The 26624-nt window shown below is 70.7% G+C and carries 23 protein-coding genes and 2 pseudogenes; 8 read left to right on the top strand and 17 right to left on the bottom strand.

What is annotated here, in order from left to right; genetic code table 11:
• Nucleotides 1-100 precede the first annotated feature (100 nt).
• Together E4V01_RS08660 and E4V01_RS08655 are read left to right on the top strand one after the other, a co-directional pair.
• On the top strand, nt 101-916 hold the full coding sequence (locus tag E4V01_RS08660) for a xanthine dehydrogenase family protein subunit M (RefSeq protein ID WP_135298081.1): 816 nt from the start codon (nt 101-103) through the stop codon (nt 914-916).
• Complete coding sequence (locus E4V01_RS08655; RefSeq protein WP_135298080.1) at nt 913-3678, top strand: molybdopterin-dependent oxidoreductase; 2766 nt, start codon at nt 913-915, stop codon at nt 3676-3678. Before E4V01_RS08660 ends, E4V01_RS08655 begins: the two co-directional genes overlap by 4 nt.
• Nucleotides 3679-3690: 12 nt before the next feature.
• Here the strand turns inward: E4V01_RS08655 and E4V01_RS08650 are convergent, their stop codons facing one another.
• The 3 genes from E4V01_RS08650 to E4V01_RS08640 all read right to left on the bottom strand — a co-directional run bounded on the left by E4V01_RS08650 (nt 3691) and on the right by E4V01_RS08640 (nt 5565).
• Entirely contained in the window at nt 3691-4614 is a 924-nt protein-coding gene (locus E4V01_RS08650; RefSeq protein WP_135298079.1) for a LysR family transcriptional regulator, read from the bottom strand.
• 187 nt (nt 4615-4801) lie between these two features.
• A complete protein-coding gene (locus E4V01_RS08645; RefSeq protein ID WP_060772207.1) occupies nt 4802-5038 on the bottom strand; it encodes a hypothetical protein in 237 nt (78 codons plus the stop codon).
• A 278-nt stretch (nt 5039-5316) separates the two neighbouring features.
• Entirely contained in the window at nt 5317-5565 is a 249-nt protein-coding gene (locus tag E4V01_RS08640; protein ID WP_135298078.1) for a hypothetical protein, read from the bottom strand.
• 768 nt (nt 5566-6333) lie between these two features.
• Here E4V01_RS08640 and E4V01_RS08630 point away from each other — a divergent pair.
• Together E4V01_RS08630 and E4V01_RS08625 are read left to right on the top strand one after the other, a co-directional pair.
• Complete coding sequence (locus E4V01_RS08630) at nt 6334-6540, top strand: hypothetical protein (RefSeq protein WP_135298077.1); 207 nt, start codon at nt 6334-6336, stop codon at nt 6538-6540.
• Between the two features lie 71 nt (nt 6541-6611).
• Nucleotides 6612-6881 (top strand): hypothetical protein, encoded by a 270-nt coding sequence (locus E4V01_RS08625; protein WP_060769361.1) that lies wholly within the window; start codon nt 6612-6614, stop codon nt 6879-6881.
• A gap of 75 nt (nt 6882-6956) precedes the next feature.
• Here E4V01_RS08625 and E4V01_RS08620 read toward each other — a convergent pair whose 3' ends face one another.
• From E4V01_RS08620 to E4V01_RS08565, 12 genes are all read right to left on the bottom strand, one after another.
• The gene (locus E4V01_RS08620; RefSeq protein WP_135298076.1) at nt 6957-8030 is read right to left on the bottom strand and encodes a BMP family ABC transporter substrate-binding protein; all 1074 of its coding nucleotides are present in this window, start codon (nt 8028-8030) and stop codon (nt 6957-6959) included.
• Nucleotides 8031-8507: 477 nt separating this feature from the next.
• Nucleotides 8508-10052 (bottom strand): ABC transporter ATP-binding protein, encoded by a 1545-nt coding sequence (locus E4V01_RS08615; RefSeq protein WP_135298075.1) that lies wholly within the window; start codon nt 10050-10052, stop codon nt 8508-8510.
• A gap of 7 nt (nt 10053-10059) precedes the next feature.
• Nucleotides 10060-10779 carry a cysteine hydrolase family protein gene (locus E4V01_RS08610; RefSeq protein WP_135298074.1) on the bottom strand — a complete coding sequence of 240 codons (720 nt, stop codon included), beginning with the start codon at nt 10777-10779 and terminating at the stop codon, nt 10060-10062.
• Nucleotides 10776-11804, bottom strand: coding sequence for a formamidase (locus E4V01_RS08605; protein ID WP_135298073.1), 1029 nt, complete (start codon nt 11802-11804; stop codon nt 10776-10778). The genes E4V01_RS08610 and E4V01_RS08605 overlap by 4 nt, the downstream gene beginning before the upstream one ends.
• A gap of 9 nt (nt 11805-11813) precedes the next feature.
• Complete coding sequence (locus E4V01_RS08600; protein ID WP_135298072.1) at nt 11814-12734, bottom strand: ABC transporter permease; 921 nt, start codon at nt 12732-12734, stop codon at nt 11814-11816.
• A gap of 22 nt (nt 12735-12756) precedes the next feature.
• The gene (locus E4V01_RS08595) at nt 12757-13914 is read right to left on the bottom strand and encodes an ABC transporter permease (RefSeq protein ID WP_060769355.1); all 1158 of its coding nucleotides are present in this window, start codon (nt 13912-13914) and stop codon (nt 12757-12759) included.
• A 104-nt stretch (nt 13915-14018) separates the two neighbouring features.
• Nucleotides 14019-15125 (bottom strand): BMP family ABC transporter substrate-binding protein, encoded by a 1107-nt coding sequence (locus tag E4V01_RS08590; RefSeq protein ID WP_135298071.1) that lies wholly within the window; start codon nt 15123-15125, stop codon nt 14019-14021.
• A gap of 199 nt (nt 15126-15324) precedes the next feature.
• Nucleotides 15325-16251, bottom strand: a complete 927-nt coding sequence (locus E4V01_RS08585; RefSeq protein ID WP_135298070.1) for an ABC transporter permease — start codon at nt 16249-16251, stop codon at nt 15325-15327.
• Nucleotides 16248-17339 (bottom strand): ABC transporter permease, encoded by a 1092-nt coding sequence (locus E4V01_RS08580; RefSeq protein WP_135298069.1) that lies wholly within the window; start codon nt 17337-17339, stop codon nt 16248-16250. The genes E4V01_RS08585 and E4V01_RS08580 overlap by 4 nt, the downstream gene beginning before the upstream one ends.
• Nucleotides 17340-17401: 62 nt before the next feature.
• A complete protein-coding gene (locus E4V01_RS08575) occupies nt 17402-19018 on the bottom strand; it encodes an ABC transporter ATP-binding protein (RefSeq protein WP_135298068.1) in 1617 nt (538 codons plus the stop codon).
• Nucleotides 19018-20382: an 8-oxoguanine deaminase gene (locus E4V01_RS08570; protein ID WP_135298067.1), complete on the bottom strand. Its 1365-nt coding sequence runs from the start codon at nt 20380-20382 to the stop codon at nt 19018-19020. The genes E4V01_RS08575 and E4V01_RS08570 overlap by 1 nt, the downstream gene beginning before the upstream one ends.
• A 24-nt stretch (nt 20383-20406) precedes the next feature.
• Nucleotides 20407-21402 (bottom strand): hypothetical protein, encoded by a 996-nt coding sequence (locus E4V01_RS08565; RefSeq protein ID WP_135298066.1) that lies wholly within the window; start codon nt 21400-21402, stop codon nt 20407-20409.
• A gap of 507 nt (nt 21403-21909) precedes the next feature.
• Between E4V01_RS08565 and E4V01_RS08560 the strand changes: the two are divergent.
• The 4 genes and pseudogenes from E4V01_RS08560 to hpxZ all read left to right on the top strand — a co-directional run bounded on the left by E4V01_RS08560 (nt 21910) and on the right by hpxZ (nt 24701).
• Nucleotides 21910-22580 (top strand): annotated as a pseudogene (locus E4V01_RS08560) (cysteine hydrolase family protein).
• A 101-nt stretch (nt 22581-22681) separates the two neighbouring features.
• Nucleotides 22682-22885, top strand: a complete 204-nt coding sequence (locus tag E4V01_RS08555) for a DUF4089 domain-containing protein (protein ID WP_060772204.1) — start codon at nt 22682-22684, stop codon at nt 22883-22885.
• Nucleotides 22882-24297: an AtzE family amidohydrolase gene (locus tag E4V01_RS08550; RefSeq protein WP_135298065.1), complete on the top strand. Its 1416-nt coding sequence runs from the start codon at nt 22882-22884 to the stop codon at nt 24295-24297. Before E4V01_RS08555 ends, E4V01_RS08550 begins: the two co-directional genes overlap by 4 nt.
• The gene (gene hpxZ, locus E4V01_RS08545; protein WP_060769347.1) at nt 24294-24701 is read left to right on the top strand and encodes an oxalurate catabolism protein HpxZ; all 408 of its coding nucleotides are present in this window, start codon (nt 24294-24296) and stop codon (nt 24699-24701) included. Before E4V01_RS08550 ends, hpxZ begins: the two co-directional genes overlap by 4 nt.
• A gap of 46 nt (nt 24702-24747) precedes the next feature.
• Here the strand turns inward: hpxZ and E4V01_RS08540 are convergent, their stop codons facing one another.
• Nucleotides 24748-26148: a nucleobase:cation symporter-2 family protein gene (locus E4V01_RS08540; RefSeq protein ID WP_135298064.1), complete on the bottom strand. Its 1401-nt coding sequence runs from the start codon at nt 26146-26148 to the stop codon at nt 24748-24750.
• A pseudogene (locus tag E4V01_RS08535) lies at nt 26139-26482 on the bottom strand (integrase core domain-containing protein); the annotation flags it as partial. The pseudogene E4V01_RS08535 and the gene E4V01_RS08540, both read right to left, overlap by 10 nt.
• Nucleotides 26483-26624: the final 142 nt, after the last annotated feature.

The following is a 26624-nucleotide window of genomic DNA, read 5'->3' as shown; positions in this document are numbered from 1 at the left end:
CGCGGCCCCGGACGTCGTATAAGGCGGCTTCGGCCGTCTCCGCCGTCGAACGAAGCCTCGAACGAAGTCTCGAACGAAGTCTTGCAGCCCGGCCTCCCCGATGGATCTCGACACGATCACCGCCGTCCTGAGACCGGGCTCCCTCGACGCGTTGCCCCCTTGGCGCGAGGGCGATGCGTGGCTCGCGGGCGGGACGTGGCTGTTCTCCGAGCCGCAGCCCACCCTGGCCCGGCTGATCGACCTGTCCGCTCTCGGCTGGCCGGCGGCCGAGCTGTCCGAGGCGGGCCTGCGCCTGTCGGCGACGGGGACCATCGCCGAACTCGACCGGCTCGACCTGCCGAAGGAATGGATCGCCGCGCCGCTCGTCGGGCAGTGTTGCCGGGCCCTGCTCGGCTCGTTCAAGATCTGGAAGCGGGCGAGCGTCGGCGGCAATCTCTGCCTCGCCCTGCCGGCCGGCCCGATGATCGCGCTCACCGCCGCCCTTGACGGCACCTGCGTGCTGCACCGCCCCGATGGCAGCGAGCGGCGCCTGGCCGTCATCGACTTCGTGCTGGGGCCGCAGTGCACGGCGCTCGCCCCCGGCGAGATCCTGCGCTGTATCGAACTGCCGGCGACGGCCCTGCGGCGGCGCACGGCCTTCCGCCGTATCGCCCTCTCTCCCGAAGGCCGCTCGGGCGCGCTGGTCATCGGAACACGCGACCGGGGCGGCGCCTTCGCCCTCACCGTGACGGCTTCGACGCCGCGCCCGGTCCAGTTCGGCTTCGACGCCCTGCCGACGATGGATGCTCTGCAAGGCGTGATCGCGGCCGCGATCCCTGCGGACGGCTGGTACGACGACGTCCACGGCGCCCCGGATTGGCGCCGTCACGTCACCGGGCGGCTCGCCGAAGAGATCCGGGAGGAACTCGCCCGATGAGGCTCACCGTCAACGGGCAAGTTCAGGAGGCCGCAGCCCGGCCCGGCCAGTGCCTGCGCACGCTGCTGCGGGATCTCGGCTGGTTCGGGGTCAAGAAGGGGTGCGACGCGGGCGATTGCGGCGCCTGCACCGTCCATCTCGATGGCGAGCCGGTCCATTCCTGCCTCATGCCCGCCTTCCTGGCGGAGGGGCGCGGCGTCACCACGATCGAGGGCCTCGCCGGCCCCTGCGCACCGGGGGACGGGCCGCCCGAACACCTCCACCCGATGCAGGACGCGTTCTGCGCCGCGCAGGGCTTCCAGTGCGGCTTCTGCACGCCGGGCATGATCATGACGGCGGCCGTCCTCGACCAGGGCCAGCGGCAGGATCTCGGCACGGCGCTCAAGGGCAATCTCTGCCGCTGCACCGGCTACCGGGCGATCCGCGACGCGGTGGCGGGGATCGCCCATGCCGATTCTTCGCAGATGGCGGAGGGCGGCCCGGTCGGCCGCTCCCTGCCGGCCCCGGCGAGCCGCGCCCTCGTCTCCGGCCGGGCTGCCTACACCTTCGACACCGCCGTGCCGGGTCTGCTGCACCTGAAGGTGCTGCGCGCCCCCCACGCCCATGCCCGTATCCGGGCCATCGACCGGGCGGCGGCGCTGGCGGTGCCCGGCGTGGTCGCGGTGCTCGCCCACGAGGACGTCCCACGCCGCCGCTTCTCGACCGGGCGGCACGAGAACCCGCTCGACGACGCCGCCGACACGAGCGTGCTCGATTCCGTGATCCGCTTCCACGGCCAGCGCGTCGCGGTGGTGGTCGCCGAAAGCGTGGCGGCGGCAGCCATGGGCGTGCAAGCGCTGCGGGTGGAATACGACGTGCGGCCCGCCGTGTTCGATCCGGAGGCGGCTTTGCACCCGGATGCGCCCCTCGTCCACGATCCGGCCGACCGCGACCCGCCGCGGCCCGGCGACGATGCACCGCCGCTCCTCGCCCACCCGAACCTCGCCGCCGAGGCGCACGGGGCCATCGGCGATGTCGAGGAAGGCTTCGGCCAAGCCGACCATATCCACGAGGCGGAGTACGTCTCGCAGCGGGTGCAGCACGTGCATCTCGAAACGCACGGCGCGCTCGGCTGGCTCGACGCGGACGGGCGGCTGACCCTGCGCTCCTCGACGCAGGTGCCCTTCCTGACCCGCGACGCCCTGTGCCGCCTGTTCGATCTCGACCGGGACCGGGTGCGCGTGCTCTGCGGCCGGGTCGGCGGCGGCTTCGGCGGCAAGCAGGAGATGCTGACCGAGGATCTCGTGGCGCTCGCCGTGCTGCGGACCGGCCGCCCGGTCTCCTACGAGATGACCCGCGAGGAGAATTTTTGCGCGGCGACGACACGCCATCCGATGCGGGTGCGGGTGAAGGCCGGCGCGCGGGCCGACGGGCGCCTCACCGCGCTCTCACTGAAAGTGCTCTCGAACACCGGCGCCTACGGCAACCATGCCGGCGGCGTGCTGCACCACGGCTGCAACGAGAGCATCGCCGCCTATGCCTGCCCGAACAAGCGGGTGGAGGGCTACGCCGTCCACACCCACACCCTGCCGTCCGGGGCCTTTCGCGGGTACGGTCTGAGCCAGACCATCTTCGCCGTGGAGTCGGCGCTGGACGAACTGGCCCGGGCTCTCGGGATCGACCCGTTCGCGATGCGCCGCCTCAACGCGGTGCGGCCCGGCGACCCGATGGTGTCGACGAGCCTGGAGCCGCACGACGTCGTCTACGGCTCCTACGGGCTTGACCAGTGCCTCGACCTCGCCCAGGCCGCCCTGGCGGACGGCAGCGGCGAGGCGCCGCCGGGGCCGGACTGGCGCGTCGGCGAGGGCATGGCGATGGCCATGATCGACACGATCCCGCCGCGCGGCCACGTCGCCCATGCCCGCATCCGTCTCGAACCGGACGGAACCTATGCCCTCGCGGTCGGCACCGCCGAGTTCGGCAACGGCACCAGCACCGTGCACGGACAGATCGCCGCCGAGGTGCTCGGCACCACGCCCGAGCGCATCCGCCTGATCCAGGCCGACACCGACGCCGTCCGGCACGATACCGGCGCCTACGGCAGCACGGGCACCGTGGTGGCGGGCCAAGCGAATGTCCGCGCGGCCACGGCGCTCGCGGACCAGCTTCGCGCGGCCGCCGCCGAGCGGTCCGGCGTCAAGGCGGACGCGTGCCGCCTGACCCGCGACGGCGTCGAGACGCCCGCCGGCCTCATCGCCCTGACCACCCTCGCACAGGGCGCCGCTTTTGAGGCCGCGGGCGAGGCCGACGGGACGCCACGCTCGGTCGCCTTCAACGTCCAGGCCTTTCGCGTGGCCGTCCATCCGCAGACCGGCGAGATCCGCATCCTCAGAAGCGTCCAGGCGGCGGATGCCGGCCGGGTCATCAACCCGGTGCAGTGCCGCGGGCAGATCGAGGGCGGGGTGGCGCAGGCGCTCGGTGCGGCCCTCCACGAGGACTATCGCTTCGACGAAGCGGGCGCGGTCGTCACGCGGACCTTGCGCAACTACCACATCCCGGCGATGGCCGACGTGCCGGTGACCGAGGTTCGGTTCGCCGACACCCACGACACGGTCGGTCCGCTGGGCGCGAAATCGATGAGCGAGGCGCCCTACAACCCCGTCGCCGCCGCCCTGGCCAACGCGATCCGCGACGCCACCGGCGCGCGGCTGACCGCGACGCCGTTCGCCCCCGACCGGATTTTTCGCCAGGTCATGGCGGCGCAGGAGACGGCGGACGCATGACCTCTTCGCCCGTCAGGCCGCCCGCGCCGCCGCCTCGCGCTCCGCCTGCTCGACCAAGCGGCGGATCAGCCAGCGCCCGGCCGGTCCCGGGGGATGGTCGGTGCGGTAGATCACGGTGAGCGGCAGCCGGCGGCGCCGGGCCTCGGGCAGGTTCAGCTCGACGAGGCGGCCCGCGGCGATGTCCGCCTCGACCATGTGCGCGGGCATGCTGCCCCAGCCGATCCCGGCGAGCAGCAGGGTGTGCTTGGTGCTCAGATCCGACAGCCGCCACGTGCGGTTGGCGACCACACCGAACTCCTGGTCCTGCGACAGCGGGGAGCGATCGGTGATGACGAGCTGGACATGCTCGCGCGCCGCCCCCGGCACCAGGCCGTCCGCCCCGGCAAGGGGATGGTTCGGCGCGGCCACGGGCAGCATCTCGACGTCGCCCACAGAGATCAATTCGAGCGGGTCGCTGTCGCGGGTCCACAATTCCACGGTGATCCCGAGATCGGCCCGGCCGTCTGTGACGAATTGCTGAGCTGCACCGAGCGCCTCGACATTGAGGCGCAGGGACACGGTCGGGAAGGCGGCCTGGAACGCGGTGAGCGCGTCGATGAGCCGGGCGCCGGGCATCAGCACGCTCGACACGAAGCCGAGTTCGGCTTCGAGACCGCTGAGCAGGCCGCTGACCTTGGCCCGCAGCGTGTCGATGCCGTGGGCAACGGTGCGGGCCTCCGCCAGCACCGCCCGGCCGCCTTCGGTGAGTTGGGGCCGGCGCGTCGCCTCGCGGTCGAACAAGGCCAGACCCAGCTGAAGCTCCAGATTGGCGATCGTGTAGCTGATGACGGAGGTCGCGCGGTTCAGCCGCCGCCCGGCCGCGGCGAAGCTGCCGGTCTCCACCACGGTGAGGAAGACCCGGAGCTGGTCGAGTGTCGGCGTCCCCGGACCCTGCATGCGCTCTGCCCCCAACCCGGCGTCCCGCCGCCGCGGCGAGACCTCCGACAAGCAAGCGCGAGGCCGCGGCCGAGAACGACCGAAGCCGACCCCCTCGCGAGGGCCGGCTTTAGGATGCGCACGGATTTCGGGACCGTCCGCGCCGAGGAATCCCGGCGATCGGGCGTTTCGCTCGAACGGACGGCCGTCAGCGTGCGTGATGCATCCGCCGCACCGAGCCGGTGTTCAGCTCAGCGTCCGCCGGCAGGGTTCCGAGACGGGCATCGCGCGCCGAGGAACGCTGCACGGCACCGACATCGGCGATGAGGCCACCCGGGGCAGTGACGGCGGGGATGCCCGCCGGGGCGTTATAGCTCTGGGCCAAGGCCGGGCCGGTCACACCGACGGCGAGGGAGAAAGCGAGAGCGGCAATGATGCGGGTCATGGGATACTCCATCGGCGAGTGGCGGGGACGGCCGGTTCATCCGTCCTCTGATGCAGCGAAGATGGACCCCTCTGAGCTTTCCGAAAACTGGAATAAGATCGAACGAACCGTTCGAGAAAGTTGAAAAGCCGAAGGTGAGTCTCCGGCCTCGGCGAGGCCGGGCCCGTTCGAAATCGGGCGAGTGGGCCCGATTGGGCCAATGAAAAGGGCCGACCGCTTTGGTGTGCGGCCGGCCCTTCGGGCCGTCGAGACGGAGGTCGTCAGATCGTTTGGATGCGTCAGCGCCCGTGATCGGCGCGAGCGCCCCGCACGGTGGAGCCGGTGGTGTAGACGCCATCGACAGACACCGTGCCGTGGCGGCCGTCACGATCCAGGTAGCGCTCGACGTTGCCCGGGCCGGCGATGCCGACGAGGCCGCCCGGAGCGGTGACGGCAGGGATGCCGGCCGGCGCGTTGTAGCTCTGGGCCGAAACCGCGGTGGTGAGGGCGAGGCCGAGGATCGCGCCTGCGGCAATGCGTGAGATCATGTCGTCAATCTCCGAGTCGGGCTGCGGCGTCGCGATCAGAACATCCGACGTCGTATGTCCCAGAAACTGAGCATCGATGCCTCGCAAAACAACAGGAAGTGCTTTGGCCCTGTGCACATAGATACGGCACAGCCGAGATGTGAGGTTCGAGCCCCTCGGCGTTCGAACCTGAAAACACAAATTCGCCTATGGCCTTAGAACGAATTTGCGGAATTTTTCGACAAAGCGGGGGACCTGGCACGCCTCTTTCGCGAGGAGTGCTGTTGCGCACCCATCCCCCTTTCCGTGCCCCCCAATGCGGGGCGGCCTCACCGCTCAGAGCTTTATAGGGCGGCAGCCCTCTTGCGACGGTTTCATCGATGTCGGCATCGCGCTCCTGACGGTCACCGACGCGGAGAGGCTGAACCATATATCGAAACGCACGCGGCGCCCGGCATCTCGATCGCCAACCCGCACGTCCGCACGCTGCCGGAGGGCACCCGGCACAGGCGGCGGAGACCGACCAAGTCGGCGTCGAGCGGCCCACCGACCGGACGGGCCTGACGAACCCTGGCGACATGCGGACTTTCACGCCCACAGGCGCGGCGGCCCGAGCGGCCTGTTTCACGTGAAACACATTCTTTACCTTTACAGCCAGCCGCTGCCGCGGGCGTTACGGCCGCGGCAGCGGCTTCCCGAGTGAGCTGCTTGAACGGTTCCGGCGGCACGGCCCTTGCTCACGCCAACAGCGCAAAGGGTGGCCGCGACGGCCCCACGGGAGCCTCGACAATGCGCGTGAGACGGACCTTTCTCGGCCTCGGCCTGCCCCTCCTCGCCTGGTTCGTCGCAGCCTTCTGCCTCGGCAGCGGCGTCGTCACCGCCCCTGGTGCCCGTGCGCAGGGCACGGTGACGCCCCCGGCCGGCCAATCGCGCGTCACCGCTCCGGGCGGACGGCGCGGAAAGACCGCCCGTTCGCACCGGAAGCGTCATCGGTGAGGCGCATCCCAAGGGTCCTGCCGCCCGGCGACATCGCCCGCTCCCGCCTCCGCAACCGGAAAGTCCGTCCCATGCGTCTCATTACGACAGCCACGCTCGCCCTGGGCGTTCTCGCGGGCCTGGGTGGTGCCGCCTTCGCCCAGGGATCGACCGGTGCCCCGGCCGGCAGCCCGGGAGCGACCGCCCCGGGCGGCACGGAAGGGGCAGCTGCCCTCCCGAACGAGCGGGAGGCGTTCCGCTCGGGCGAGGCGATCCCGGCCGCACCCGGCACCGGCGTGCCGGTGGAGACGGCCCCGCCCCCGGCCGAGGAGCGCCGTCTGCCGCCCCGGCCGCGTCCCTGACGGGCATCGAAACGCGAAGAGGCGCCGCCGGATCGCCCCGGCGGCGCCTCCTTTTTCAGGGATTTGCGCCCGCTTCTACTGCGTCAGCCGGTCGTCGATCCCCTTCACATACCAGTTCATGCCGAGGATCATCGGATCGGGGGCCTGATCGCCCTCCTTCACCGCGACCGAGCCGTCCTGCTTGAGCACCGGCCCCTGGAAGGGGTGAATCCTGCCCTCGACGATCCCCTTCTTGGTCTCCTCGGCCAGCGCCTTCACGTCGTCGGGCATGTTGGTGAAGGGTGCCAGCACGACCATGCCGTCCTTGATGCCGGCCCAGGTGTCCCCGCTCTTCCACGTGCCGTCGAGAACGGCCTTGGTCTGCGCGATGACGTAGCCGTTCCAATCGTCGACGATCGAGGTGAGCTGCGCCTTGGGGGCGAAGCGGTACTGGTCGGAGGATTGGCCGAAGGCGAGCTTGCCGGCCTTCTCCGCCTCCTGCAACGGCGCGGCGGAATCGGTGTGCTGGGTCAGGATGTCGGCGCCTTGGGCCAGGAGCGCCTTGGCGGCCTCCGCCTCCTTGCCGGGGTCGAACCACGTGTTCACCCAGACGATCTTGATCTTGATGTCCGGGTTGACCGATTGCGCGCCGAGCATGAAGGCGTTGATGCCGCTCACGACTTCGGGGATCGGGAAGGAGGCGATGTAGCCGACGGTGCCCGACTTCGACAGCTTGCCGGCGATCTTCCCGCAGATGTAGCGGCCCTCGTAGAAGCGGGCCGAGTAGGTCGAGACGTTATCGGCCCGCTTGTAGCCGGTGGCGTGGGCGAACTTCACCTTGGGGAACTTCTTGGCGACCTTCAGGGTCGGCTCCATGAAGCCGAAGGAGGTCGTGAAGATCAGGCCGGCACCCGAGCGGGCGAGCTTCTCGATCGAGCGCTCGCTGTCGGCCTCGGGCACGTTCTCGAGGAAGGTCGTCTCGACCTGGCCGGGCAGCGCTTCGGCGAGCGCCTTGCGGCTGAGGTCGTGCTGGTAGGAATAGCCGTAATCGGCGACCGGGCCGACATAGACGAAGCCCACCTTGAGCTTGTCCGCCGCCCGCACCGGAGCCGCCGCGACGGCCGCGCACAGAAGTGCCCCGGCCACGCGCGTGACGATGCTGCCCATCATGAATGTCTGCCCCTTTTCGACGGCGTTGCCCGCCGCGGCTTGCCGGCGCTGCGCATGGGCGCCCGAGGGGATTTCAGAGCAAGACCAGGGCCAGGACAGGCCGCGGGAGCGGGAAGCGCTGAGCGGATGCCGATGGAGCCGATCGATGACAATCAGCGGTTCGGCCGGTTTTTGGGCATGGGGATTAGTGCGCCGGTCTGGCGTCAAAGCCATGCTGATCCGGCGCTGCCGGGCAGCGTGCCCCTGAGACGGCGCATCCAGCCCGCCCATGTCATCGCATCGCCGCCCTGGCGGACGAGCGCATCAGGCGGCCGCGCGCCAAGCGCACCTCAAACCCCGTGCCTCCGGCGCAAAACGACGGCGACAGCGCCAGCCGCCCGACACGGCAAACTCCCAACCACACCGTCATCGAACGCAACTGTAATGCTCACCAAGCGGATCAAGGTGTGACCCCGTGAACCTGAAGCAGTCCCCGACCTAGTGATGCCCCGCCATGTGGCGGCCGATCACCCCGGCCTCGGCCGCCGCGGCGGGCGTTTCGTAGACGAGGCGTCCGTCCGACATCACGCAGATGCGGTCCGACAGTTCCAGAATCTCGTCGAGATCCTCGCTGATCAGCAGCACGGCGGCGCCGGCGTTGCGCGCCGCCACGATGCGGGAGCGGATCTCGGCGACCGCCGCGAAATCGAGGCCGAAGCAGGGATTGACGACGATCAGGAGGTCGACCGGGTCGGTGAGTTCGCGCGCGAGCACGGCGCGCTGCACGTTGCCGCCCGACAGCGTGGCGATCGGCGCCTCCGAGGAGGCGGTCTTGACCTTGAAGCGGGCGATCAAATCCTTCGCCCGTCGGCTCATGGCGCGTCGGTCGAGCCAGAGGGTCGGGGCACCGGCGGGATCGTCGCCGCGCCGGTCGAAGGCGCGGAAGGCGAGATTTTCGGCCACCGACATCCGCGGCGCGCAGGCGTTGCGCAGGGGCTCTTCGGGAATGAAGCGCACCCGGTGCCGACGGCTCTGCGCCCGCGTGCCGCGATAGGGCTCGCCCTGCACCGTCACGCGCCCACCCGTCGCGCGGATCTGGCCGCCGAGCACGTCGGCGAGTTCCTTCTGCCCGTTGCCGGAGACGCCGGCGATGCCGACGATCTCGTGGGCGCGCACGCGCAGATCCGCGACATCGATCCGCCGCAGGCCGGAGACATCGGTGGCGGTCAGGCCGTCCACCCGCAGGATCTCGCGCTCCGGGTCGGGTTCGCCGACCCGCGCGGCGACCGTCCGCACGGTGCGCTCGCCCACCATCATCGCCGCCATGTCGTCCCGCGACAGCGCGCCGACCGCGCCGCCGCCGACGAGCCGCCCGCGCCGCAGGACGCTGAGCGTGCGGGCGAAGGCTTCGACCTCGCGGAACTTGTGGCTGATCATCAGCACCGTGAGCGCGCCCGCATCGGCCATGCCGCGCAGCAGGCCCAGCACCTCCTCGGCCTCGGCCGGCGTCAGCACGGAGGTCGGCTCGTCGAGGATCAGGAACCGGGCCTTGAGGTAGAGCTGCTTGACGATCTCGAGCTTCTGCCGCTCGCCCGCCGCGAGTTCCGCCACCGGCCGGTCGAGGTTCAACCGGAACGGCATCCGGGCCATGAAGTCGGCCAAAGCTGCGCGCTCGGCCTTCCAATCGAGGATGGCGGGGGCGTCGGCCCGGCCGATGACGAGGTTCTCGGCGCCGGTCAACGAGGGCACCAGCGTGAAATGCTGGTAGACCATGCCGAGGCCGCGCCCTTGCGCGCCCTTCGGCCCCGTGATCTCGGCCTCGCGGCCATCGACGAGGACGGAGCCGGCGGTCGGTGCGTAGAAGCCCATCACGCATTTGACGAAGGTCGATTTGCCCGCCCCGTTCTCGCCGAGCAGGGCGTGGAAGCCGCCGGCCTCGATCTTCATCGAGACGTCGTCGAGGGCGGTGAAGCCGCCGAAGCGCTTCGTCATGCCGATGGTCTCGACGCCGAGGGCGCCGGAGAGGGAGGCAGCACTCGCCATGGCGGCCTCAGCCCATCGCCGCGAGGATCGCCGCGGAGGAGGCGACCGCGCCGAACACGCCGCCCTGCATCGTCACCATCTTCAGGGCCGCCTCGTGGTTGCCGCGGTCGGTCGCGGCGGTGCCGTCGGAGACGATCACGCATTCGAAGCCGCGGTCGTTGGCCTCGCGCATCGTGGTGTGGACGCAGACATCCGTGGTGATGCCGGTCAGGATCAGGTTGCGGATGCCCCGCGTCGTCAGGATCAGTTCGAGGTCGGTGGCGCAGAACGAGCCCTTGCCCGGCTTGTCGATGACGATCTCGCCCGGCAGCGGCGCCAGTTCCGGGATGATCTCCCAGCCCGGCTCGCCGCGCACCAGCACCCGCCCGCAGGGGCCGGGATCGCCGATGCCGGCCCCGATCCGGCGCGAGCGCCAGCGCTTGTTGGCGGGAAGATCCGCGAGATCCGGCCGATGGCCCTCGCGGGTGTGGATCACGGGGTAACCGCCCTTCCGCGCGGCGGCGAGGAGTTGCCCGATCGGCTCGATCGACGCGCGGGTCAGGGCGAGGTCGTAGCCCATGGCATCGACGTAGCCGCCCTTGCCGCAGAAGTCGGTCTGCATGTCGATGATGACGAGCGCCGTGGCCTTCGGATCGAGCGAGCCGTCATAGGGCCAGGGATAGGGCTCGGCGGCGACGAAGCGTCCCCCGTCGCTCGCATCGGTGGAGGGGAAGGGGATGACGCTCATTCCGCCGCCTCCCGAGCCGGGGTCGTCGGGTCTTCACCATAAGCACGTGTCGGGGCGGGGAAACCGCACGACGTGCCGTCCGTCACCTGCACCGCATTCTCCCACGGCAGGCGGTAACGGCCGGCGGCGAGGTCGTGCATGTAGGTGTAGGGGCAGTCCCCCGCGCCGCCCTTCACCGCCGTGTAGCCGCGGTGGCCGAGCTGGTAGATGTTGTTCTCGACGCCCCAATGCGCCCGCGCCTCGCGCACCAGATCCGGCCGCACCTCGGCGGTGATGATCTCGTCGACGCGGCCGGTGGTGCCGTGGGCGATGATCGCGCCGTCGAAGTCGACGATCATGCCCTCGCCCATCGAGTCGAAGGTGCCGTCGGAACCGCACATGCAGACGTTGGCGGTCACCATCAGGTTGCAGAAGGCGTTCGCCTGGTTGGTGAAGCGCCAGGATTCGCGGATCGGCGCGGTGTAGCCGGCCGTGCGGATCATGATCTCGGCGCCCTTGTAGGCGCATTCGCGCGCCATCTCGGGGAACATGCCGTCGTGGCAGATGATGAGGCCGATTTTGGCCCCCCTCGGCCCCTCGATCACCGGGATGCCGAGATCGCCCGGCTCCCAGGGCTCCACCGGCACCCAGGGGTGCATCTTGCGATAATAGAGCTTCAGTTCGCCCGTATCGTCGATGATGAGGCCGGAATTGAACGGGTTGCCGTTCGGGTTGGCCTCCATGATCGAGAAGCAGCCCCAAATCCGGTTGTCGCGGCAGGCCCGCTTGAAGGCGGAAACCTCGGGCCCGTCGAGCGTGCACAGGATCTCGGGACGGGTGTCCATCGACAGGCCGTGCAGCGCGTATTCGGGAAAGACGACCAGATCCATCGTCGCCAGATTGGCGCGGGCCTTGGCCACCATCGCGACGATGCGGTCGGTCTGTGCCGCGATGTCGGCCCGCGTGGCGATGGTCGGCAATTGAAGCTGCACGAGGCCGATGACGACGCCGTTCGGGGATTTGTTCAGTCCACCGAGACCATTCATGAGGCGACCTTACTTGAGGGACAATTCGCCCGGCGCGCCCGTCAGCGCCCGGTCCGGCGAGGAGGTGGCGATCAGGAGCGCCAGGGTGAGGACGTAGGGCGCGGCGTAGAACAGGTAGTAGCCCTGCGAGATGCCGACGGATTGCAGGGCCGGCCCGAGCGCCCCGGCGCCGCCGAACATCAGGGCCGCCCCGAAGCAGGCGAGCGGATTCCAGCGGGCGAAGATGACGAGTGCCACCGCCATCAGACCCTGCCCGGACGAGATGCCCTCGTTCCAGGAGCCGGGATAGTAGAGCGAGAGATAGGCGCCGCCGATCCCGGCGAGCACGCCGCCGACGGCGGTCGCGAGAAGCCGCACGCGGTCGACGTCGTAGCCCATGGCGCGCGCCGCCTCCGCGCTGTCACCGACGACGCGCAGGATCAAACCGGCCTTCGTGTTGCGGAAGGCCCACCACAGGAACACCGCCAGCGCGGCACCGGCCAGGAACAGCACGTTGACGCGCAGCGCCGCCTGCACCTGCGGCTGATCGGACCAGAAGCCGAGGGGGATCGCCGGCAGCGGCGGGGCCGAGGGCTGGATGAAGGGCTTTCCGAGGAAGAAGGCGAGGCCCGAGCCGAACAGCATCAGAGCGATGCCGATCGCCACGTCGTTGACGCGGGGAAAGCGGCAGATGAAGCCGTGCAGCCCACCGAAGGCGCCGCCCGCGAGTCCCGCGACCGCGACGCCCGCCCACGGGCTCCCGCTCAGCACGGCGGTGGCGTAGGCCGACATCGCCCCGAAGACGAGGATGCCCTCCAGCCCGAGATTGATGCGTCCCGAGCGCTCGGTGATGGTCTCGCCGAGGCTCACGAACAGGAACGGCGTCGAGACGCGGATCGCCCCGCCGATCACGGCGAGCACCACGGTTCCCAGGCCGAGATCGTCGCTCATTCCGTCGGCCCCCTACCGGCTCTCACGACGCCGCTCCGCGCTTCTCGGCCCAGAGATGCGGGCTGAACAGCTTGAAGCGCCCGTAGAGCGTCTCGCTGACGAGCACGACGAGGAAGAGCAGCCCTTCGAGTACGAGGACCGTGGCGTCGGGCAGCTGCATCCGGCGCTGGATCAGCCCATTCGAGGCTTCGATGCCGCCGAGCAGGAAGGCCACGGGCAGGATCGCCAGGGGATTGTGGCGGGCGAGGAAGGCGACGAGGATGCCGGTATAGCCGAAGCCCGCATTGAGCGAGGCGTTGGCGTTGCCGTGCACCGCCGCGACCTCGAAGAAACCGGCCAGCGCCGCGCAGGCGCCGCCGAGCGCGGTGAAGCCGACGACGAGCCGCCCGACCGGCAATCCCTGAATCTGCGCGGCCCGCACGTTGCCGCCCGCGATGCGCGCGGCGAAGCCGATCGTGGTGCGCTCGGTCAGCCCGTAGGCGGCCAGGCAGGCGAGAATGCCGATGCCGAGGCCCCAGTGAACCTCCAGGCCCGGCATGGGGCCGACCGCGAACGCCTCGCCGATCGGCCAGGTGGAGGGCTTGTTGAGGCTGCCGGCGTCGCGCAGCAGGCCCTCGATCAGGTGGTTCGAGAGCGCGATCGCGATGTAGGACATCAGCAGGCTCGCGATGGTCTCGTTGACGCCGCGATAGGCGCGCAGCGCGCCGACGGCGCCGATCCAGGCCGCCCCGGCCCCTGCCGCGGCGAGTGCCATCAGCGGCACCGCGAGCATCGGTGGAAAACCCTGGAGCGGCTGCGCCGCAGCCGCCGCGGCGACGCCTCCCAGCACGATCGCGCCCTCGCCGCCGATCACCACGAGTCCGAGCCGGGCGGGCAGAGCCACGCAGAGCGCGGCGAGCAGCAGGGGCGCGGCACGCTGCAGGCTGTTCTGAAGGGCGAAGGGCGAGCCGAAGCCGCCGCGCCAGACGAGGTCGAGGAAAGCGAGCGGGCTCTTTCCGAGGGCGAGGAGGAAGAGGGAGAACAGCAGGAAGCCGGCGATGACCGCTCCGATCGGGATCGCCAGGGCCTCGGCCCGGCGCGCGAGCCAGGCCCGGGCCTGGAGCGAGGCCGGCGGATGGTCCGGGCTGCTCACGGTGCTCTCCACGAGCGGCCGTGCAGGGGCGGTGGTGTCAGCGGCCATCGCTCAGTCCTCGCCCGCCGAGCGGCAGAAACCGTGCCAGGCCGTCCTCACCGCCCCACCCCGATGCGCAGGCTCGCCGGCACCGCGCGACGGCGGGGGCCGCATCAGGCCGAGCCCTTCACACCCTCGACGAGGTAGTTGGTCTTCTCCAGCTCGATCGCGTTCTCGGCCAGGGCCGTGCCGGGGCCGGCGATCTCGTTGCCCTTGTTGTCCTTGAGCGGGCCCCTGATGATGGCGAAGCCGCCCTTCATCATCTCGGCCTTGACCGCGTCGGCGTTGCGGCGTGCCGCCTCGGACACCGCGGGCCCGTAGGGGCTCATCTTCACGAATCCGTCCGGCAGGCCGCCGCGCACGAAGTTCGGGGGCGCCTTGCCCGCCTGCATGTCGGCGACGAAGCCCTTGTAGATCGAGGCCCAGTTCCACTCGGCGCCGGTCAGGTACTTGTCCTTGGCGAGCGCCGACTGGTCGGCGTGGTAGCCGCAGACGAAGGCCCCGCGCCGCGCGGCGGTCTCGACCACGACCTTGGGGCCGTCGACGTGACAGGTGATCACGTCGGCGCCGCCGTCGATGAGCGCGTTGGTCGCCTCCGCCTCCTTGACCGCGAGCGACCATTCGCCGGTGAAGATCACCTGCAGGGTGATGGACGGGTCGACGCTGCGCGCGCCGATGAGGAAGCCGTTGACGTTGTTGAGCACCTGCGGGACCGGCTTGGCGGCGACGAAGCCGAGACGCTTCGACTTCGAGGCGTGGGCGGCGGCGATGCCGTTCAGGTACTGCCCTTGCGCGATGTAGCCGAAATACGAGCCGGCGTTCTTCGGGTTCGCCTCGGTCCAGAGGCCGCCGCAATGGCGGAACTGCACCTTCGGGTTCTTCTTGGCCTCAATCAGCACATGCGGGTCGAAATAGCCGAAGGAGGTCGGGAAGATGAGACCCGCCCCGTCCAAGTTGATCATGCTCTCCATGGACTTCTGGACGTCGGTGGTCTCGCGGACGTTCTCCTCCTCGACGACCTGGAGGCCGGGGATCGCCTTGAGGGCGGCGGCCCCTTGGGCGTGGGCTTGGTTGTAGCCGTAATCGTCCTTCGGCCCGACATAGATGAAGCCGACGGTGAGCGGGCCGGCGGCCCGGGCGCGGCCGAAAGGCAGCGCGCCGAGCGAGAGGGCGGCCGCACCGCCGAGCAGGTGCCTGCGGGAGAAAGAATGGGCTGACACGAGGCGTGATCCGTCTTTCAAGGCCGGCTGCACAATCTTGGCCAGCATTGATCCGGTTCCAGGCGGAGAAAAGAGCAAAGTTTCAGCACCGAAACTCCGATCAACCGTCAGGGAAAATCCTGTCGAATCGGATGATGCGCCCAAAAAGACGTCCGCCCATGCATCCTTTCGCGCCAACCATCCTCCGGGGCGGCCCGCCTCATCGACTCGGGGCGAAGACGCGGCCGAGCGCGGCCGGCGCCAGCGAGCCGCCCCGGCGCCGGCCGAGCGACAGCAGGACCAGCGCCAGGATGGTAGCGAGGTAGGGGGCCGCCGAGAGCAGCTGGCCGGGCAGACCGAGACCCGCGGCCTGGGCGTGGAGCTGGAGCACGGTCGCCCCGCCGAAGAGCAACGCCCCCGCGGCCACCCGCAGCGGCTGCCAGGAGGCGAAGACCACGAGCGCGAGCGCGATCCAGCCCCGTCCCGCGGTCATCGCTGGCGCCCAGAACGGCGTGTAGGCCAGCGACAGGTAGGCGCCCGCCAGCCCGGCGCAGGCGCCGCCGAACAGAACGGCGAGGAAGCGGACCTTGCGCACCTTGAGCCCGAGGGCGTGGGTCGCGGTGTGATCGTCACCGATGGCGCGCAGCGTCAGCCCGGCGCGGGTGCGCCAGAGGAACCACCACACCCCCGCGACGAGGAGGAGGGCCGCGTAGACGAAGGCGTCTTGTCCGAACAGCAGCCGGCCGATCCCCGGCAGGTCGGTGAAGCCGGGCAGGTGGAGATGGGGCGCGGGATCGCGCTTCATCCCGACATAGCCGGCGCCGACGAGGCCGGAGAGCCCCAGCCCGAGGATGGTCAGGGCCAGTCCCGAGGCGACTTGATTGGCCGCCAGCCCCACGGTGAGAACGCCGAACAGCGCGGCGAGCAGCAGGCCCGCTCCGGCCCCGCCGAGGGCGCCGAGCCCGGTCGATCCGGTCTCGGTGGCGACGGCGAAGCCGGCGGCCGCGCCGAACACCATCATGCCCTCGACGCCGAGATTGAGCACGCCGACGCGCTCCACGACGAGTTCGCCGATGGCGGCCAGGATCAAAGGGGTGGCCGCCGCCAGCACCGTGACGAGCACCATCTGGACGATGTCGAGGCTCATGGTGTCACCCGCGTGCTCGTGCCGCCCGGCACGATCCGAACGTGGTAGCGCGTGAGCACATCGGCCCCGAGCACGAGGCAGAGCAGCAGCCCTTGGAAGGCGCGGGTCAGGTCGAGCGGCAGCTTCAGGTCGATCTGCGCCCCCTCCCCGCCGATCGTCGTCAGGGCGATGACGAGCGCTGCAAGCAGGATGCCCGGCGGGCTGAGGCGCCCCAGGAAGGCGACGATGATCGCGGTGAAACCGTAACCGGGGGAGATCTCGGGCTGGAGCTGGCCGATCCGCCCGGCCACCTCGCAGATGCCGGCAAGACCCGCCGCGCCGCCGGAGATCGCGAAGACCGAGAGCGTCAGGCGCGCGTCCGAGAAGCCGGCAAAGCGCGCCGCCCGCGGGCTCGCGCCGACGGCGCGCACCTCGAAGCCGAACAGGGTGCGCGCCAGGACGAGGGCCGCCAGCACGATTCCCAGAAGGCCGATCAGCACGCCCGCATGGAGCGACTCGCCCTCCATCAGCAGGGGCAGCCGGGCGGCGTCCTCGAAGCCGACGCTTTGCGGGAAGTTGTAGCCCTGCGGATCGCGCAGGGGCCCGCGCACCATGTAATCGAGCAGCAATTGCGCGACGTAGACGAGCATCAGGCTGGTCAGGATCTCCGAGACGCCGAGCCTGACCCGCAGCAGCGCCGGGATCATCGCATAGGCGATGCCGGCGAGCGTGCCGGCGAGCAGCATCGCGGGCAGGATCCAGAAGGTGGGCCCCTGGAAGCCGTGCGCGGCGACCGCGACCCAGCCGCCCGCGAGGCCCCCGGCCACGTACTGGCCCTCCGCCCCGATGTTCCACAGGTTGGCGCGGTAGCAAAAGGCGAGACCGGTCGCGATCAGGGCGAGCGGCGCGGCCTTCAGCGCGACCTCCTGCAGCGACCAGACCTCGCTCAAGGGCGCGACGAAATAGGTGAGGAAGGCCTGTTCCGGCGGGACGCCGAGGGCCGCCACCGCGATCCCGCCGATCAGAACCGCGGCGAGGAAGGCGAGCGCGGGCGCGAGCAGGTCGAGCCAGGGCGACCGGCGCGCGCGGGGGAGGAGATCAAGGCGCATCGCGCATCCCGTTCATTCCTGGCTCGGCTCTCGCACCTAGGGGGATCGGGTCCGGCAGGGGCTCAATGCACCGGCGCGGCGGTTCGGATCGCAGGTGCCGAAGGTTCGTCGGATTGCGGTTCGCCGGACTGCGGCTCCGGCTCGCCGGCCCCGCCCATCAGGAGCCCCAGGGCCGCGCGGCTGGTCGCAGCGGTCGGGACGGGCCGCGAGAGCGCGCCGGCATGCAGGACGGCGATCGAGTCCGCGATCTCGAACAGCTCGTCGAGATCCTGGCTGATCACGATCACCGCGGCACCGCGGCCGGCGAGATCGAGCACGGCCTGCCGGATATGGGCGGCGGCGGCGGCATCGACGCCCCAGGTCGGCTGGTTGATGACGAGGATGCCCGGCTCGGCCAGGATCTCGCGCCCCACCACGAATTTCTGCAGGTTGCCGCCCGAGAGCGTGCCGGCCGCCGGGTCCGGGCCGGCGCCGCGCACGTCGAAGGCGTCGATCACCCGCCGGGCGAGCGCCCGCGCTGCGCCAAGCCGCAGCAGGCCCAGCCAAGTGAGTGGCGCTGTGGCGTGGCGGGAGAGCAGCGCGTTCTCCGACAGGGTCATGGACGGGACGGCGGCGTGGCCGTTGCGCTCCTCGGGCACGAACGCGGCTCCGAGCCGGCGCCGGGCATTGACGCCGAGCTGGCCCGCCGCCCGGCCGTCGAGGCGCACGGCCCCGGCCGCCGGGGCCCGGCTCTCGCCGGACAGGACGTCGAACAGCTCCGCCTGCCCGTTGCCGGCGATGCCGGCGATGCCGAGGATTTCCCCGCCCGCGACGCAGAGCGCGATGTCCCGCAGCGGCGTCCCGTGCAGGCCGGGCGCGGGCAGCGACAGACGCTCCAGCACGAGGCGCTCGGCGCGGCCCGCACGGGCCGCCTTCGGCCGCACCTCGCTCACCCCCGTGCCGACCATCATCGCGGCGAGCGAGCGGGCGGTCTGCGCCTGCGGATTGCAGGCGCCGACGACCCGGCCACCCCGCAGGATCGTCGCCCGGGTGCAGAGGCGGCGCACCTCGTCGAGCCGGTGGGAGATGTAGAGCACGGCGCGGCCCTCGTCGCGCAGGCGTTCCAGCACCGAGAACAGCACCTCCGCCTCGCCCGGCGTCAGCACCGAGGTCGGCTCGTCGAGGATCACGAGCTTCGGGTTCTGGAGCAGGCAGCGCACGATCTCGATGCGCTGGCGCTCGCCCGCCGAGAGCGACCAGACCGGCCGCGCGGGATCGAGATGCAGGCCGTAATCCTTGCCCAGCCGGGCGATCCGCTCCGCCAGCGCCCGGCCCGTCAGCCCGGCGGGCATGACGAGGGCGATGTTCTCGGCGACCGTCAGGTTCTCGCACAACGAGAAGTGCTGGAAGACCATGCCGATGCCGAGCGCCCGCGCGGCCTCGGGGTTCGCCAGCCGCACGATGTCGCCCTGATGCGTGACGACGCCTTCCGTCGGCTCCAGGAGGCCGTAGAGGATCTTCATCAGGGTCGATTTGCCGGCGCCGTTCTCGCCGAGCAGGGCGTGGATCTCCCCGGCGCGGATCTCCAGATCGATGCCGTCATTGGCGGTGAAGGCGCCGAAGCGCTTGACGATGCCGTAGGCCCCGAAGAGCGGGGTCGGGCCTTCCCGCAGGCCCGGCACGGCGGATGCGGCCGCCATCACGCCGTTCCGAACAGGGTGCGTGCCAGCCGGCCGTGCTCCTCGCGCAGGCGCCCCGTCTCGATACCGAGGGGCTGCCCGTCGATCACCCGCCAGCGCCCCGCCACCATCACCCGGTCCGCCCGGTGGGCGCCGCAGAGCACCAAAGCCGCGAGCGGATCGTGGGCGCCGGAGAAGCGGAGTTCGTCGAGGGTGAACAAGGCCAGATCCGCCTCGCGGCCGGGCTCGATCCGGCCGATGTCACTGCGACCGAGGCAGGCGGCGGAGCCCTTCGTCGCCCAGCGCAGGGCGTCGAGATGGGTCACCGCCTCGGCGCCGTAGGTCAGGCGGTTGATCATCAGGGCGTGGCGCACGCCCTCCATCAGGTTCGAGCTGTCGCTCGAGGCCGAGCCATCGACGCCGAGGCCGACCGGGGAACCCGCCGCCTCCAGCTCGCAGGTCCGGCACTGGCCCGAGGCGAGGACCATGTTCGAGGTCGGGCAATGGCACACGCCGACGCCCGCCGCGCCGAGGCGCCTCACTTCCTCGTCGTTGAAGTGGATGCCATGGGCGAGCCAGGCCCGCGGCCCCATCCAGCCGACCTCTTCGAGATAGTCGACCGGGCGCTGTCCGAACGCCTCCAGGCAGAAGGCGTTCTCGTCGAGCGTCTCGCCGAGATGGGTGTGCAGGCGGCAATCGTGGCGCTCGGCCAGGGCCGCGCTCTCACGCATCAGCCGCTTCGTGACGTTGAAGGGCGAGCAGGGGGCGAGCCCGATCTGCACCATCGCGCCGGGCGCGGGATCGTGGAACAGGCCGAGCACCCGCTCGCTGTCGGCCAGGACGGTGTCGTCGTCCTGCACCAGCGTCTCGGGCGGCAGGCCGCCGTCCTTCTCCGACAGGCTCATCGAGCCGCGGGTGACGAAGGCGCGGATGCCGAGGCTGCGCGCTTCCTCGACCTGGATGTCGACGGCCGCCTCAAGCCCTCGCGGGAACAGGTAATGGTGGTCGCCCGCCGTGGTGCAGCCCGACAGCAGCAGTTCCGTATAGGCGAGCCGCGTCGCCAGCCGGAAGGCGTCCGGCGTCAGCCTCGGCCAGATCCCGTAGAGCGCCTGAAGCCAGGGAAAGAGCGGCTTGTTGATCGCGATCGGGTGCGCGCGGGTGAGCGTCTGGAAGAAGTGGTGATGCGTGTTGACGAGGCCGGGGATGACGACGTGGCGCGAGGCGTCGAACGTCTCATCGACCGGGTGGGCGGGCCGGGCGCCCGCGGCCACCACTTCGGCGATGCGGGTGCCCTCCACTACGAGCCCGCCGCCGGCCCCGTCCGCGAGGATTGCCAACGGATCGCGAAGCCAGAGACGGCGGGGGCGGGCACTCGGTTCCATCATCCGGCCTCGTGTTCCTGTCGGGGATCAGAAGATGTGGAAGGCGACGCCGGCGAGGAAGCTCTTCTCCTCGGTGCCCTTGAAAGTCGCCCTCTCCTGATTGCCGAACTTGTTCAGCCAGTACTGGAAGCCGATGAAGACATCGACCTTGTTGGGCTGATCGTAGACGAGCTTGCCGAGATCGAGCACGAGGTTGGTGCGCGACAGGAATTCCAGCCCGCGCGGCGGGTTGAAGGCGAAGGCGGCGGGGTTGTTGCTGATGCCGCGGCCCTTGGGCAGGACGATGTTGTTGAAGCCGGCCAGCGTCAGCGGCAGGCCGGTGAAGGTCAGCGGCAGGCTGTAGACGATCTCGAATTCGGGGACCGTGTTGAAGCTCTGGTCGCGGTCGGGCTGCGTGTTGAAGCCGTTGCGGTTCCATTCCTTGTAGGCGTGGACCGACAGGTTCAGGAAGCCGGCCGGCACGTCGAAGGCGAAGTTCAGGCCGCCGACGACGTCGCGCTTCTTCGAGCCGAAGGCGTCGTTCTGCGAGTTGGCGTCGAAGCCGAAGGAGAGCGACACCTCCTTGACGATGCCCGGGACCATGAAGGCCTTGGTGTTGGTCAGGGCGTTCAGGCTGAGCGTGCCGCGGTAGAGGCCGTAGGCTTCGGTGTTGCCGTAATCGGCGAAGGTCGGAATGCCGCCGGGCGCGTTGGTCGTGCCGGCGGGGAATTGCGAACCGGACTTCAGGATGTCGAGGGTGAAGAAGTTCGTGCCGTAGGCCCAGGCATCCGCGTGCGAGATGTTGAGGATGTGCTTGGGCGCCTCGCGCGAGCGGAAGCTGCCGTCGGGGCGCTGGATCTGGATGCCGGGCGTGACGGTCGGGAATTGGTAGCGGTAGCTGACCTGCGTGTCCGCGAAGAGGAAGAACGGCACTTCCTTCGCGGCCACCGCCTCGGGCGCCCGCTTCTCCCCGAGATCGGCCGCAACCGCCGTACCGACCGTGAATAGCGACAGCGCAACCGCTGCAAGCCCTCGAACCGACATTCTTCGTTCTCCCGGACCTTCCGTGGATCGGGCGGCAGCAACGGGGGTGCCAACACAATGCAGGCCGCGGCCCTCGGCGCCGGCGCGGCAGCACAAGTCACAAATCCGCAACACATTCTCGGACTTGCCCGGCTGGGTCGCCAGTGCATGGCCGGGATCAGGACTCCTTTTTACAGCCGGCAGGCGTTGGCGGACGAGCCTTCATCGCGACGGGCCCCCCATGGAACCTTTTCCAGGCCGCCCACCATCCGCTCATGCTGCGCATGTCATGGACATGATGCCGGCAGGACCGCGGAGTGGAAGCCGTTTGCGAGCACGGCCATTCGCGCGATGCGACGGGAGCCGACGGTATGCCGCCGCCGGATGCACAGCCCGGCGCCAGCCTGACGACACTTCGTGCATCGGAGACGATGATCGGGCACGATTTTTCGGGAGCCGAGCGCCATCATCGCGGCGGCCCGGACGCGCTCCGGCCTCCGGCCCCGCGCGATCGCTCCGAGGTAGCCCATGCCCGCCCCGCAGCCCCTTCTCGACGCCGAACCCGCACCCCTGCCGTTCGATCCGGCCCGGACGGCCCTCGTCGTCATCGACATGCAGCGCGACTTCCTCGAACCCGGCGGCTTCGGCGAGAGCCTGGGCAACGACGTCTCGCTGCTCGCCGCCGCGGTGCCGCCCGCCCGCGCCGTCCTGACCGCCGCGCGCGCGGCCGGCCTCCTCGTCATCCACACCCGCGAGGGACACGCGCCCGATCTCTCGGACGCCCCGCCGGCCAAGCTGGAGCGCGGCGCGCCGACGGCGAGCCGGGCCCGATGGGCCGCATTCTGATCCGCGGCGAGCCCGGCCACGACATCGTCCCCGAACTGGCCCCCCTCGGCGGCGAGCCGGTGATCGACAAGCCGGGCAAGGGTGCCTTCTACGCGACCGGGCTCGCGGCCCTGCTGGAGGCACGCGGCATCGAGACCCTGATCGTCTGCGGCGTGACGACGGAAGTCTGCGTGCACACCACCGTGCGCGAGGCCAACGACCGCGGCTATCGCTGCGTCGTCGTCGCCGATGCCTGCGGCTCGTACATTCCGGCCTTTCACGAGGCGGGCCTCGCCATGATCAAGGCCCAGGGCGGCATCTTCGGCTGGGTCTCGCGCTCCACCGCGGTGACCGCCGCCCTCGGCCAAGCGTGAGCCGCTCCTGAACGGCGGAACGCGCCGTGGGCGGGCCCCGCCGGAGTGGCGCGGCCATTGCACCGGACCGGCCGCGAAGCGCCCGATCCCCGAGGATGCCGATGACCGATCACGCTGCGGAGACGCCGACGCCCGATCTCGACACCTACGCCGCCGCGGCGGCAGCCCTGCTGGGCCTCACCCTTGATCCGGCCTGGACCGGGTCGGTCGTCGCCAACCTGCGGGTGCTCCACGCGGCGGCAGCGCTCGTCGGTGGGTTCCCGCTGCCCGACACCGCCGAGGCGGCGCCGGTCTACACGGCGTGAGCGCGACGACGGATTGGAGCCGCGCCCCGGCCGCCGACATTGCCGGGGCCGTATCGGCGGGGACGGTCAGCGCCCGCGACGTGGTCGCCGCCGCGCTGGATCGCATCGCCCGCATCGATCCGGCGGTGAACAGCTTCACCGAGCGCTTGGCCGAGCGCGCCACCGCCCGCGCCGCGGACCTCGACGCCGCGCAGGCTCGGGGCGACAGGCTCGGCCCCCTGGCCGGAGTGCCGTTTGCGGTCAAGAACCTGTTCGACGTCGCCGGGCTTCCGACGCGGGCGGGCTCGCGGATCAATCGCGAGCGGGCGCCGGCCTCCCGAGACGCCGCCCTGGTCCGGCGGTTGGAGGCGGCGGGCGCCATCCTGGTCGGGACGCTCGGCATGGGCGAGTACGCCTACGACTTCACCGGCGAGAACATCCACGACGGCAACACCCGCAATCCGCACGCCCTCGGCCACATGTCCGGCGGCTCGTCCGGCGGATCGGGCGCGGCGGTGGCCGCCGGCCTGGTGCCGGTCGCACTGGCCTCGGACACCAACGGCTCGATCCGCGTGCCCTCCGCCTTCTGCGGCTGCTTCGGGCTCAAGCCCACCTACGGGCGGTTGAGCCGGGCCGGGAGCTTCCCCTTCGTCGGCAGCCTCGATCATCTCGGCCCGATGGCGCGCTCGAGCCGCGATCTCGCCCTCGCCTACGACGCGATGCAGGGCCCCGACCCCGAGGACCCCGCCATGGCGCCCCGCCCGGCCGAGCCCGCGGCGCCGGACCTCGACCGGGGCGTCGCCGATCTGCGCATCGCGGTGGCCGGAGGCTACTTCGCGCGAGGGGGCGACCCGGACGCCTTCGCCGCCGTCGCGCACGTCGCCCGCGCGCTGGGCGCGCGCCGCAGCATTGCGATCCCGGAGGCGGCCCGCGCACGGGCGGCGGCGTACCTGATCACCGCGGCCGAGGGCGCCGCGCTGCATCTCGACCGGCTGCGCGGCCGGGCCGGCGACTTCGATCCGGCGGTGCGCGACCGGCTCATCGCCGGGGCGATGCTGCCCGCCCCCTTCGTCGAGCGGGCGCAGCTGTTCCGCCGCTGGTATCGCGACGCCGTGCTGGCGCTGTTCCGCGAGGTCGATGTGATCCTCGCGCCGAGCACGCCGGTCCGGGCACCGCGCTCCGGCCAGACGACCTTCGTCCTCGACGGCGTCGAAATGCCGGTGCGGCCCAATATCGGCGTGTTCACGCAGCCGATCTCGTTCATCGGCCTGCCCGTGGCCGCGGTGCCGGTCTGGCTCGACGGCGGCCTGCCGCTCGGTGTGCAGGTCATCGCCGCGCCCTGGAACGAGGCGCTTTGCCTGCGGGTGGCGCATCACCTCGAACGCGAGGGCGCGGTCCGGGCGCCGGTCGCGGCCGTGGAGGACACGCGATGATCATCGACGATCCCGCGGTGAAGGCCGAGGTCGAGGGGGTCTTCGCGCTCTACGAGGCGGCGCTCGTGAGCAACGACGTCGCGACGCTCGAACGGCTGTTCCACGACGATCCCCGCACGATCCGCTACGGCGCGGCGGAGAACCTCTACGGCATGGACGCGATCCGCGCCTTCCGCCGGGCGCGGCCCTCGCAGGGCCTCGCCCGCGACCTCTCTGGCACCGTCATCACCACCTTCGGCCGCGACTGCGCCGTGGCGATGACGCTGTTCCGGCGCGAGGCGGCCCCCGGCCGCGTCGGACGCCAGAGCCAGACCTGGCTGCGCTTTCCCGATGGATGGAAGGTGGTGGCGGCCCATGTCAGCGTCATCGACGACGCGACCGATGGGGACGCGAGCGCCCTCTGACCCGGCGGCCGGGGGCCTGATCGATTGCGACGGGCCCGCGGTGACGTCAGTGGGCTTGCGCGACCTCGGCCTGACGGATCGCCGCCTCACGGGATTCCGCCCTGCCGCCGAATCCGTTGAAGAACAGGTTCAGCCCCACCGCCGAGATCGCAGCGAGCAGGATGCCCGATTCCAGAAGCGGATGCAGCGCGTGCGGCATCTGCTTGAAGAAGTTCGGCGCGACGAGCGGGATCATGCCGAAACCGACCGAGACGGCGACAACGAACAGGTTGTTGCGGTTGCGCGCGAAATCGACGCCGCCGAGGATGCGCGTGCCGGTCGCGCCGACCATGCCGAACATCACGAGGCCGGCTCCGCCGAGCACGCATGGCGGCACGGCCTCGACCAGGGCTGCGAGCTTCGGGACCAGTCCGAGGCCGAGCATGATGATGCCCGCGGCCACCGTGACCCAGCGCGAGCGGATGCCGGTGACGCCGACGAGCCCGATATTCTGCGAGAACGAGGTGTAGGGGAAGGTATTGAAGATGCCGCCGATGACGGTGCCGAGCCCGTCCGCGCGCAGGCCGCGCGTCAGCCGCCGCTCGTCGACCGGGTCGGCGGTGATCTGCGACAGGGCCAGGAACATCCCGGTCGATTCGATCATCACGACGATCATCACTAGGCACAGGGTGACGATCGAGACCGGATCGAAGCTCGGCCAGCCGAAGGCGAAGGGGCGCACCATGTCGAACCAGGGCGCCGCGGCGACACGGTCGAGTTCCACCAGCCCGGCAAAGCCGGCCAGCACCATGCCGAGCGCGATCCCGATCAGCACCGAGGCCGAGGCGACGAAGCCCGTGGCGTAGCGGGTGATGGCGAGGATCGCGCAGAGCACGAAGGCCGCGATGCCGAGATAGACGGGGGCGCCGTAGTTCGGGTTGCCAAGGCCGCCGGCGGCCCAGTTCACCCCGACCCGCATCAGCGAGATGCCGATGACCAGAATGATGGTGCCGGTCACGACCGGCGGGAACAGCGGCAGGAGGCGTCCGATCACCGGTGCGGCGACGAGGCCGAACAGGCCGGAGGCGATGACGGCGCCATAGATGCCGGTGAGGCCGATCGCCGGGTTCGTGCCCATGGAGAGCATCGGGCCGACGGCCGCGAAGGTGACGCCCATCATCACCGGCATGCGGATGCCGATGCCGGGCAGGCCCCAGCTCTGGATCAGCGTGACGATCCCGCAGGCGAACAGGTCGGCGCTGACCAGCATGGCCACCTGCTCGGGCGGCAAGTTGAGCGCCCGGCCGATGATGAGCGGGATCGCCACGGCGCCCGCATACATCACGAGCACGTGCTGCAGCCCGAGCAGACCGAGGGCCGCGGGGGGAACCCGTTCCTCGGGCCTAAGGGCCACCCGACCTTCGATCTCGGACGCGGAATCCGGCGGGGAAGACGCCATCAACACCATGGGGGAGATGCTCCGAACATCCGGGCACGGCTGCAGGTGTTGTGCCAAAGAGCGACCACGGCCTGTGCCGCCTTCGGCGAGCAGACGATCTCCTGTCGCAGGCACTCGTTGCGCAGCTTGCCGACGAAGCTCTCGCAAGACCTGTTCTCCCGCGGCGCGCCCGGCGCGATGTCCTGGATCTGCGGCCCCGTCTTGGCGCCCACTTGCGCAGCGCCTTCGAGATCGTCTCAGGACCATCGTCGCCGCCGATGTGCTCGGGGATGCCGCCCAGGCACATCGCGTCAGCCAGCGCATCGATCACGCTGAGACCGTTGATGCGCCGTTCCACCTTCAGTCTGCGTCTTCAGGAAAGAGGCGGTGCTCCAGCCGACGCCTTGACGACCGGGAGCGACAGAGCGCTGCGCTGAGGGATGGTACAGAGGTCGTGCAAGGCACGACCGGGTGCCGGGCAGCGTCCTCGAAGAACTGGCCGACGC

Origin of the sequence: Methylorubrum sp. Q1 (assembly GCF_004683995.1) — a bacterium.
Lineage (GTDB): Bacteria > Pseudomonadota > Alphaproteobacteria > Rhizobiales > Beijerinckiaceae > Methylobacterium.
This window is presented reverse-complemented; position numbering and strand designations above follow the sequence as displayed.